This window comes from Corallococcus interemptor (assembly GCF_003668875.1).
In the GTDB taxonomy this organism is placed as follows: Bacteria; Myxococcota; Myxococcia; order Myxococcales; family Myxococcaceae; genus Corallococcus; species Corallococcus interemptor.
On sequence record NZ_RAWM01000202.1, the window covers coordinates 1 to 10,299 of the forward strand.

Below are 10,299 nucleotides of genomic sequence, written 5' to 3' on the forward strand. Positions count from 1 at the left end.
CTCCGGGGCCGGCGCGGTCGCGGCCTGGGCAACCGCCGAGGCCATCGCGAGTCCCCCGTCCGGCGTCATCGCGGCGGGTTCCGTGGAGGCGGGAGCCACGGACTTCGGCTGCGTGGCGGAGTCCGCGAGGGCGGCGTCCGGGGACTTCGCCGGCGCGGCTTCGGCCGGGGCAGGTGGCGCGGGCGCCTTCACGGGGGCCGAGCCCTGGGGCCCGGGCCGCGCCGGGCCTCCCGCCGGAGGCCCCTTCATGGGCGCGGGAGGCGACTGCGCGTCGGGGCTGAACAGGCCCATCATCCAGGCGAGCCCCAGGCACAGCACGGCCACGAGCACCGCGCCCGCGACGAACAGCACGGTGCGAGAGCGCCGGGGCGCCCCGGAGGCGTCGAGCGTATCGGGCCCCTCGTCGTCGTAGGCCTCGTCCTCGTCGACGGGAGCGCGCACGGCCCGCCGGGGTGGCGGCCTTCGCGGCGGCTGGAACCCGATGGTGGACTCGTCGTCGTCCGGGTCACCGGTCGTGACGGGCGTCGGGTCCGTGAGGCTCACCCCGGAGGGGCCGGGGTCGGTGTTGAAGCGTTCGTCGTCCTCGGGAGCAGGCCGGGGCGGAGGGCGCACGTTGCGAGCCCCGGGGCCCGAAGGCGGAGCGGCGCGGTTCGCGTCGCTGGACGCCGAACCCGGCCGACGCGGGCCCGGCGGTTGCGACACGCGTCCGTCGCCACCCATACGGCGCGGACCGGACGACAGCGGTTCGGAGCGGGCGTCGTCCCCCATGCGGCGGGGACCGGACGACAGCGGTTCGGAGCGGCCGTCGTCTCCCATACGCCGGGGACCGGACGACAGCGGTTCGGAGCGGCCATCATCGGCGGACGCCATGCCCGTCCGGCGCGGGGCCGGCGTGGTGGCGCGCCCCTCCGACGCGGAGGGCTGAGGGCGTCGCGGCGAGGGCGCGAAGGGATCATCCGAGGCCCCACTCCCACGCGGCATGGCCACGCCGGACGAAGGACGCCGGGAACGGTCGGAGGCGCCCCGCTCTCCTGACCCGGAGCGCGCGGTGGCCTCCGGAGGGCCGTTGCGCCGGGCTGGCGTAGGCGTGGGCGCGACGGGCCGGGGACGGCGCGCGCGCAGCGGCACGGTGGAGTCGGCGTCCTCGTCCTCCTCCTGCGCCTCCTCGTCCCACGCCTCATCCTCGAACACGGGCTCCAGGTGGCGGCGCGGCGCGGGAGCCCCGGGCATCGTGCCGACCGCGGTGGACTCGCCGTCGTCGTCCTCGTCGTCGTCCCGCCCCAAGGGCAGGTCGCGCGGCAGCGCCATCTGCGTCTCGGGCTCCTTCTCCTCCGCGTCCCAGGCGCGCAGCGCGGCCGCTTCCGCCGTGGGCCGGCGCGCGGGAGGCCGCGACACCAGCCCCGCCGGCGTCAGCGCGGAAGGCCCCCGGGGCTGCGAAGCCGTCCCGCCCAGCGGCAGGGTGCGCGCGCCGGTGTCCTCGTCCCCCGCGAGCGGCAGGGTGCGCGCGGCGGTGTCCTCCGTGAGGGGCAGCGTGCGCGCGGCGGTGTCCTCCACGTCCGCCAGGGGCAGCGTGCGCGCGGCGGTGTCCTCCGGCAGGTCGGGCACCGGCGGCGGCAGCGGCGTGCGAAGAGCCGGCAGCGGCAGCGTGGCCTCGTGCCGGCCCGCGCGCTTCGCCGGGGGGATGTGGAGCACGGTGCGCTCCTCCTTCTCCCCCAACAGCCGCGCGATGTACCCCGCCACGTCCAGGCTCTGCTTGAGCACGCCCGACGCGAGGAACGCCTGCAGGTCGTCGCGCACCTCGGACGCCCGCTGGTAGCGCTGGGTGCGGTCCTTCACCAGGCACCGCATCACGATGCGCGACAGGGCCTCCGGGTAGTCCGGGCGCACCAGGTGCGGAGGCGACGGCTCCTCGTAGCGGATGGCGTAGAGGATGCCTTCCGTGGTGGGGCGGTGGAAGGGCTGCTTGCCGGTGGTGATTTCGTACAGCATCACCCCCAGCGCGTAGATGTCCGCGCGGTGATCCAACCGCTCCTGGAGGATCTGCTCCGGCGACAGGTAGAGGAACTTCCCCTTGATGACGCCCGGCTTGCTGCGCTCCATGAACGCGCCGGCCTTGGCGATGCCGAAGTCGACGAGCTTCACGCGCCCGTCGTACGAAATCATCACGTTCTGCGGAGAGACGTCCCGGTGGATCAACTCCAGGGGGCGCCCGTCCACGCCTCGGCTGAAGTGCGCGTGGTCCAGGCCCGCCGCGATGGCCGCGCAGATCTTCGCCGCGACGCCGTACGGCATGGAGGCGCCGAACTTGTGCTCCTCCGCGAGCACGCGGCGCAGGTCCACGCCCTCCACGTACTCCATGCAGATGAAGATGTTGTCCCCCTCCTTCCCCAGCTCGTGCACCTGCACGATGTTGGGGTGATGGAGCTGGGCGGCGATGCGCGCCTCGTCCAGGAACATCTGGACGAACTCCGGCTCCTCGGAGAGGTACGGGAGGATCCGCTTGATGACCACCAGCGTCGGATCCGGCGGCTTGTGCGCCAGGAAAAGCTCCGCCATCCCGCCCAGCGCGAGGCGCTTGATGAGCAGGTATCTGCCGAACGGGGTGGCCGTCTGGGGCGAGCTCAAGGACGTGGAAGGTGCGGGCCGCGGGTGGAACTTTGAAGCGTGTCCGGAGCCTACCTGCAATCCCGCCCCGGGGGGAGCCGACCGACCCGCCCGGCGCCGGACTCTAGGCAGGCCCGGCGGGCCACGCGAACTTTCGGGCCCCTGAAACACGACCGCCCCCCAGGGCCACAGGGCCCTGGGAGGCGGACGGGGAAGACGTCAGCTGGCGGAGGATTACGGGAAGGCCACGCCGTCCACCTGGCCCGGCAGGTCCGCGCAGTCCTGCGGGATGAGGGTGTAGGTGTAGCGCTTGTCGTCGAGGCCCGGCACGCCGCTGTCGGCGATGTTGTCGCCGCAGCCGGTGATGTCCGTGCCGCCGTCCTTGCAGGGCGCGAAGGTGTAGGTATCCCAGACGCCGCTGATGCCGTTGGGGAACGTCACCGCTCCGCCGTCCAGGGCCGCCTTCTGGTAGTCGCAGCGGGTGCCGCCGTCGCCGGACCGGTCACGGGTCTTGTCGTGGTACACGAGGATGCCGCCGGTGACCTCGAAGCCGTAGTAGAGGGTGCCGGCGTCAGCCGAGTCCAGGCGCTGCAGCTGGGTGGGCTGCGCGTTGGTCAGCGTGAGCGGACCCGCCAGGTGGACGCGCGTGCCCAGGTAGGACGCGCTGTTCTGCGCCGCCGCGAGCGACGCCGTCAGGTCATCCACCGTCACCTCGTTGGCCGGCGGCAGGTTCGCCGTGCCCGCATCCGTCGTCTTGGGCGTGATGGCCAGCGGGATCGCGGGCGTGCGCTGGTTGGCCAGGTGGTGGCGACGGCCAGTGAAGGGCTCGTAGTTGGGCTCCGTGCCGAAGTAGCCCGCGATGTCGACGGTGTCGCCCACCTGCGGGTGGTACGTGTTCGGAGTGTCCGAATAGAACTTGTGGATGAAGAGGCCCTCCTTCGGAGCGGCCGGATCCGTCACCCAGAAGTACGAGCGCCACTCCGAGCTCGTGCCCAGCTTCTCGTAGTGGACACCCGTGATGACCACGTCGCGCAGGGTCGCCTTGGTGCCGAACGACAGCTTGCGCGTCGCGGCGATCTGGTTCGCCGTGCCCGCGTCCACGCCGGCGTCGGAGCCCGCGTCCACGCCGGCATCGCTGCCCGCGTCGGTGCTGCACACGCCCGTGCAGCCAGCGTCGGGCGTGGGGGTGGGGTTCTCATCATCACGACCGCCACAGCCGGCGGCGGTCGCCATCGCGGCGGCAGCGAGGAGTGCCGCGGCGCCCAGCTTCGTGCGCAGTTCCATTCGTTTCTCTCCGGGAGGTGAAGGGCGCCGTCGTTGTTGAAGTCCGACGCCGGTCGGGCTGAGGATTCAGGCCCTTATACCGGTGGCTTCGTAGGGCCGGCAAGGAACGGACCGAGGCCCTGTTCGTCACATCATCGTCAATTCAGGAATAGGTGGATCATGCTGCCGCGCGACATCTTTCTCCATGGGCTCAAGCCCACGCTCCACATCGCGCACCGCGGCGGAGCGCTGCTCGCGCCGGAGAACACGCTGGAGGCCTTCCAGCGCGCCGTCCACACGCACCGCACGGACATGCTGGAACTGGACGTGCACCTGTCGCGCGATGGCGAAGTGATTGTCGCGCACGACGACACGCTGGAGCGCTGCACCGACGGAGCCGGTCCGCTCGCGGCGCTCACGCTGGCGGAGCTGCGCAAGCTGGACGCGGGCCACCGCTTCACCCCGGACGGGGGCCGCACCTTCCCCTTCCGGGGCCAGGGCATTCGCCTGCCCACGCTTCGCGAGGTGCTGCGCGCCTTCCCCACCCTGCCCCTCAACGTGGAGCTCAAGCCGGACGTGCCGGGCGCGGAGGAGGTGCTCGCCCGCCTGCTCACGGAGGAAGGGGCCCTGGGCCGCGTGTGCCTGGGCAGCGAGCAGGACGTCATCGCGGAGCGGCTCCACGAAAAGCTGCCCGACGCGTGCCACTTCTATCCGCGCGACGCGCTGGCCGCGTTCGTCCTGGCGCTCAAGGCGGGCGAGGCGCCGCCGGAGGATGCGCGCTTCAGCGTGCTCGACATGCCGCTGTACTTCGGCGAGGTGCGGCTGGTGGACGACGTGCTGCTCAAGGCCGCGGCCGAGCGCGGCAAGTGGATCAACGTGTGGACGGTGGATGATCCGGCGGAGATGGACCGGCTCATCGCCGAAGGCATCGGCGGCATCATGACCGACCGGCCGGACCTGCTCCGCCAGCGAATGGACGCCCCTGGAAAGCCGGGTTAAGCCTTCGGGCTCCATGCCCCGCTCCACCTCCCGCGCGCGTCCGGCGTCGTCCCGCACCGAGCCCCCGTCCAAGGCCTCGCCCCCGGCCGGCGCCGGAACGAAGCCCGCCGCCCGCAACACGCTGAAGGTGAAGGTGCCTCGCGCCAAGCGCTTCGTGGCGCTCGCGGGCAACATCGGCGCGGGCAAGACGACGGCCGCGAAGCTCATCAGCCAGGGCTTCGGCTTCGAGCTGTTCGACGAGCCCGTCATCGACAACCGCTTCCTGCGTGACTACTACGGCGACATGTCGCGGTGGTCGTTCACGCTGCAGCTGGAGTTCCTCATCCGGCGCGTGGAGCACCACGAGCTCATCCACTCCGTCCGCAAGAGCTGCGTGCAGGACCGCACGCTCTACGAGGACCCGGAAATCTTCGCCAAGTACCTGCACGGCCTGGGGCACATGACGAACGCGGAGCTGGACCTGTACTACGAGTACTTCCAGCGGCTGTCGCGCCACATCGTGCGGCCGGACAAGGTCATCTGCTTCGACGTGCCCTCGGAGGACGTGCTCCTCCAGCGCATCCGCACGCGCGGCCGCGCCGAGGAGAAGGGCATCGGGAAGCAGTTCCTCAAGGGCCTCAACGGCTACTACGCGGGCTTCCCCCAGGTGCTCCAGGAGAAGTACGGCGTGGACTGCCTGGTGGTGGACGTGTCCACGCAGGACATCCGCAAGGGACAGGGCCGCGAGGAGTTCATGGACCGCGTCTCCGCATTCCTCGCCTGACGCGGCGCCCCCGCTCGTGCGACGCTGCGCCGCGCCATGCACGACCTCAGCCCGAAGAGCCCGCGCGACTCCGAAGTGGTGATGACGCAGCTCATCCTCCCTCCGGACGCCAACAACCTGAACGCCGCGTTCGGCGGGAAGGTGATGCAGTGGATCGACATCTGCGGCGCCGTGGCCGCCCAGCGCCACTGCCGTCAGGTCGTGGTGACGGCGTCCATGAACGACCTGCACTTCCACGCCCCCATCCGCGTGGGCTGGATTGCCCTGCTCCACGCGCGCGTGCTGGCGGCGTTCCGCACCTCGCTGGAGGTGGGCGTCACCGTGCACGCGGAGAACCCGCTCACCGGTGAGCGGCACCTCACCACCAGCGCGCTGCTCACCTTCGTGGCGCAGGGCCAGGACGGCAAGGGCGTGCCCGTGCCGCCGCTGCTCCTGGAGTCGGACGCGGAGCGCCAGGCCTTCCAGGAGGCGGAGGCCCGCCGCGCCCAGCGCCGCAACCGCGGCCGGGGGGAGCAGAACTGGATGAAGGTCATGAAGCCCGTGGCCGGCGCCTGAACGCACGAAGGGCCGGGGGCACGCCTGTCTGGCGTCCCATCCCGGCCCTTCTTCCAGCCTGAAGCGCCGGACGGCGGATCAGGTGGTGAACGACGTCCCGCAGCCGCAGGACGACTTGGCGTTGGGGTTCTCGAACTTGAAGCCCGCGCCGGTGATGCTGGTGACGTAGTCGATGTGCGTGCCCGAGAGGTACTGGGCGCTCAGCGCGTCCGTGGCGATGGCCACGCCATCCTGCTCCCACGTCTGGTCGCCCGCCTTCGTCTCCTTGACGAGGTTCAGGTCGTAGCCCAGGCCGCTGCAGCCGGAGGGCACCACGCGGATGGAGAAGAAGTAACCCTGGAAGCCCTGGGCCTGGATGACCGTCTTCACCTGGGCGATGGCGGCGGCCGTCAGGACGACGGGGCCAGAGGTGGTGGGCTGGGAGGCCGGCGTGGTGCCGGCGACGGCGGTAGAAGTATCCATGTGCTTCACTCTCCTCGTGGACGGCGCCTCATAACGCCCTGGCGCCCGAAAAGCCAAGGGACCTGACGGACCCCTTCCCGGCTCAACAGAAGATAACCCCCATGCCCATCCCCGAAATCACCCCCGCGGAGCTGGCCCGGCGCCTGGCCGGCCCCCCCGAGTCGCGCCCCGTGCTGGTGGACGTGCGCTTTCCCCAGGAGCACGAGTGGGTGGCCCTGCCCGGCTCCGTGCTGATGCCCCTGCCGGAGCTGGAGGACTTCCACGAGCAGCTGGAGGCCTTCCGGGGCCGCCCCGTGGTCGTCTACTGCCACCACGGGGTGCGCAGCCTGCACGGCGCCGCGTACCTCCTGGACCGGGGCCTGGAGGCGGTATCGCTCCAGGGCGGCATCGACCTGTACTCGCGCACCGTGGACCCGTCCCTGCCGCGCTACTAGAGCGCGGAGGCCAGGTCCAGGGGCAGGTCCGTCGTCTCGTCGGCCTTGATGGTGGCCTCGAAGGCGACCGGCTCCTTGAGCTGCTTGCCGCGCAGCTCCAGGCGCTGCTTGCCCTCCATCAGCTTGAGCGTGGTGCCGGCGCTGCCCATCATCTGGTTGTTCCGGTACACCGTCAGGCCCGGCGCCATGGACCTGGGGGTGATCTTCAGCTTCAGGGTGCCTTCCTTGAAGCTGCGCTCGAAGGTCTTCAGTTCGCCGGGCTGGCCGAACGCGAGCTCTTCTGAATCCTCCAGGTAGATGCCCTGGGCGTCGTTCTCCAGGATGAGCGTGTCCTGCAGGTGGGCGCCCTGCACGCGCGTGAGCGGCGCGGTGCCCAGGAACGTCACCGGCTCCGGGCTGCCGCAGCGCTCCGTGTGCCGCACGGACACCTTCACCGGCTGGTTCGTGTTCACCGTGAGCCACACGCCCTGCGCGTCCGCGGCCTTGGACGTGAGCGCCAGCAGGATGGGCTCGCGGAAGAGCACGCCCAGCGCGAGCAGGCCCACGACGAGGCCCACGGACATCAGCGTGCGCACGCCGCCGCCCTGGGGCTTCACCGGCTCCGGCAGCGCGGGGGCGCTGGAGCGCGACGGACGGCGCTCACCGGAATCCTCGTCCTCGTCCACCGGCGGGGCCACCGGGCGCGGGCGCGGCGCGTCCACGCGGCTGGAGGTGCGGCGGCGCGGCGCCTCCACGGCGGCCTGGTTGGCGCTGGTGCGGCGGCGCGGCGGAGGCGGCGCGGGCAGCGGCTCCGTCTCCGGATCATCCTCCGGCGGCGGCAGGCGCGTGCGCTCGTCGTCCTCCAGGTCCATGCGCTGCACGCCCGAGCGCGAGCGCATGGGCGGCTCCGACACCGGCACCGCGCGCGACATGCTGCGCCGGGGCGCCGGGGCGTCGTCCGCGGACTGGCTGCGCAGGTCCGAGCGCGAGCTCGTGCGGGCGATCTGCGTCGCGTTCGGGTTGCTGGTGGACGTGCCTCGCCGGACCGCCGGCTCCGACACGCTGGAGCGGCGCCGGGGGGGCGGCTGCTCCACGCCGGTGAGCGACGGCGCGTCGTACTCGTTCGGCTCCTCCGCCAGCGCGGGGGACATGCCCGTCGAGCGGCGCGGCGCGGCGCCCGTGCGCGTGGCGTTGCTCCGGGAGCCGCGCGACGGCGACTCGCCCGGCGGGGCCTCCCAGCTCATGTCCGGGGGCGGCCGGGGCGGCGCGGTGTTGGAGTCCTCGCCCACGGGCACGAACTGGCCCTGCTTGCGCTCCTCGTCCAGGCGATCCGCGAAGAGCGTCTTCATCAGCTCCGAGATCTGACCGGAGGTGACGAGCCAGCGCTCGTTGACGAGCAGCTCCTCCAGCGCCGTCTGGAACTCACGCGCGTTGTCGTAGCGGTCATCCGCGCTCTTGGCCAGGGCGCGCATCACCACGTGGTCCATGTCCCGGGGCACGTCGGCCACCTCGGACGGGGACGGGATGTTGCACTCCATGGCCGCCTGCAGCGTGGCCAGCTCCGAGTCCTTCTTGAGCGGCCGGTGCCCGGTGAGCATCTCGTACAGCACCAGGCCGATGGCGAAGATGTCCGCGCGCCGGTCCAGGTGCTTGCCCGCGGCCTGCTCGGGCGCCATGTACGCGAACTTGCCCTTGATGGCGCCGGACTTCGTCATCGACGCCTGATCCGCGGCCTTCGCGATGCCGAAGTCCACCAGCTTCACCGAACCATCGAAGCTGATCAGGATGTTCTGCGGGCTGATGTCGCGGTGCACCACGTTGAGCGGCTGGCCCCGGTCATCGTTGCGGCTGTGCGCGTAGTAGAGGCCCTCGCACGCGGACGCGACGATGCGGATGGCCAGCGGACGGGCGATCCACTGGTTCATCCCGCTGGCCTTGCGCATGACCCGGCCCAGGTCCTCGCCGTGGATGAACTCCATGGCGATGTAGTAGGTGCCGTTGGCCTCGCCGAATTCGTAGACCTGCGCGATGTTCGGGTGGTTGAAGCGCGCGGCGATCAGCGCCTCGTTCTTGAACATCTCCACGAACTCGCGGTCCTCCGCGAGGTGCGGGAGGATGCGCTTGACGACAAGTTCCTTCTGGAAGCCCTCGATACCGGTCTGGCGCGCAAGCCAGACCTCGGCCATGCCGCCCGTGGCGAGCTTCTTGAGGAGCTGGTATTTCCCGAAGGCTTGAGGGTTCATCCCGGGTTACTCCCCGGGGGGAGCGGGCTCAGTGGAAGGTGACAGGGCAGCGCATCTTAGAGGACAGCGACCCGTGAGGCAAAGCCGCACGACCGCCGTGTGGGGGTGGGTCGTCATGACCTGCCTGCTGGCCCTGCATGCCGCCGCCGCTCCGGCGACGGATCAGATCAAGGTGGAGCGGAAGGGAGAGCTGCTCTCCCTCTCCTGGCGGGACGCGGAGGACCAGCTCCAGGGCGTCCTCACGCCCGCCGTCCCCCGCCCCGGTGAGCCCCTGCGGCTCACCCTGTCGGTGGGAAACCTCCAGGGCCCTCCCTTCCGGGGCGCCGTCACGGTCGCGTTCTCGCGCGAGGGCGTGCCCGGCCAGGTGACGCGCACGCTGACGCGCGACGCCGTGGGCTGGAGCACCGAGTTCGTCCCCGACGAGGCCGGCGCGTGGGACGTGGACGTGCGCTTCCTCACCACCCGCCCCAAGGCGGTGCACGCGCGCTTCACGGTGAGCGAGCCTCCGGTTCCACCCATGGTCTGGCGCGTCCTGATGGGGCTGGCCGCGGGGCTGCTGCTGGTGCGGGTGCTGTATGCCGTCACGCGGCGCGGCGTGACGCCCGAGCACCCCATTCCGCCGCTGCCCCAGGCGCCGCCTCCGGAAGCGACCTCCGCGGTGGCTGAGCCGCCCCCGGCCGGGTCTCCCCCAGGGGTCTCCACCCCGCCGGAGGACCCGCCCGCTGATCGGTAACACCGCCCTTCTTACAGTCCGGCGTTACAGCCTTGTCTGGCCCCGGGAGGGAAAAAACCTTCCCACGTTGGGTCTCGTCACGGCCACGTCACGGGGCATCCACCCCGTGCGCCGCTTCCGGATGTCCGCCAGTGCACGTCCCTGCCCTGGGCACCGGGGTTGCACAGGGAGGCAGGCGGCGGGTCGGATGGCGTGGGGCATTACCGCTGTCTATTATACACATCTGACGCTGCCGACGACTTAATAAGTGTAGATCTCGGGGGG

9 protein-coding genes are annotated in these 10,299 nt (G+C 71.4%); 5 read left to right on the forward strand and 4 right to left on the reverse strand.

Annotated elements, in window-relative coordinates; translation table 11 throughout:
- Window positions 1-2,625 (reverse strand): serine/threonine-protein kinase (locus D7X96_RS37435; RefSeq protein WP_208647437.1); only part of this gene is annotated, 2,625 nt, incomplete at its 3' end.
- Window positions 2,626-2,838: 213 nt separating this feature from the next.
- Complete coding sequence (locus tag D7X96_RS37440) at window positions 2,839-3,888, reverse strand: hypothetical protein (protein ID WP_121771879.1); 1,050 nt, start codon at window positions 3,886-3,888, stop codon at window positions 2,839-2,841.
- Window positions 3,889-4,047: 159 nt separating this feature from the next.
- Between D7X96_RS37440 and D7X96_RS37445 the strand changes: the two genes are divergently transcribed.
- The 3 genes from D7X96_RS37445 to D7X96_RS37455 are packed head-to-tail and all read left to right on the forward strand — an operon-like array spanning window position 4,048 to window position 6,184.
- Entirely contained in the window at window positions 4,048-4,866 is an 819-nt protein-coding gene (locus tag D7X96_RS37445) for a glycerophosphodiester phosphodiesterase family protein (protein ID WP_120552796.1), read from the forward strand.
- Between the two features lie 13 nt (window positions 4,867-4,879).
- Window positions 4,880-5,629 carry a deoxynucleoside kinase gene (locus D7X96_RS37450; RefSeq protein WP_120552797.1) on the forward strand — a complete coding sequence of 250 codons (750 nt, stop codon included), beginning with the start codon at window positions 4,880-4,882 and terminating at the stop codon, window positions 5,627-5,629.
- A 36-nt stretch (window positions 5,630-5,665) separates the two neighbouring features.
- Complete coding sequence (locus D7X96_RS37455; protein ID WP_121771880.1) at window positions 5,666-6,184, forward strand: acyl-CoA thioesterase; 519 nt, start codon at window positions 5,666-5,668, stop codon at window positions 6,182-6,184.
- A 78-nt stretch (window positions 6,185-6,262) separates the two neighbouring features.
- Here D7X96_RS37455 and D7X96_RS37460 read toward each other — a convergent pair whose 3' ends face one another.
- Window positions 6,263-6,646, reverse strand: a complete 384-nt coding sequence (locus D7X96_RS37460) for a HesB/IscA family protein (protein WP_120552799.1) — start codon at window positions 6,644-6,646, stop codon at window positions 6,263-6,265.
- A gap of 101 nt (window positions 6,647-6,747) precedes the next feature.
- On the opposite strand from D7X96_RS37460, the gene D7X96_RS37465 reads away from it, so the two are divergent.
- Window positions 6,748-7,080 carry a rhodanese-like domain-containing protein gene (locus tag D7X96_RS37465; RefSeq protein WP_120552800.1) on the forward strand — a complete coding sequence of 111 codons (333 nt, stop codon included), beginning with the start codon at window positions 6,748-6,750 and terminating at the stop codon, window positions 7,078-7,080.
- Here D7X96_RS37465 and D7X96_RS37470 read toward each other — a convergent pair.
- Complete coding sequence (locus D7X96_RS37470; RefSeq protein ID WP_121771881.1) at window positions 7,077-9,302, reverse strand: serine/threonine protein kinase; 2,226 nt, start codon at window positions 9,300-9,302, stop codon at window positions 7,077-7,079. The two genes, D7X96_RS37465 and D7X96_RS37470, sit on opposite strands and share 4 nt — an antisense overlap.
- Window positions 9,303-9,417: 115 nt before the next feature.
- On the opposite strand from D7X96_RS37470, the gene D7X96_RS37475 reads away from it, so the two are divergent.
- A complete protein-coding gene (locus tag D7X96_RS37475; protein WP_121771882.1) occupies window positions 9,418-10,035 on the forward strand; it encodes a hypothetical protein in 618 nt (205 codons plus the stop codon).
- Window positions 10,036-10,299 lie beyond the last annotated feature (264 nt).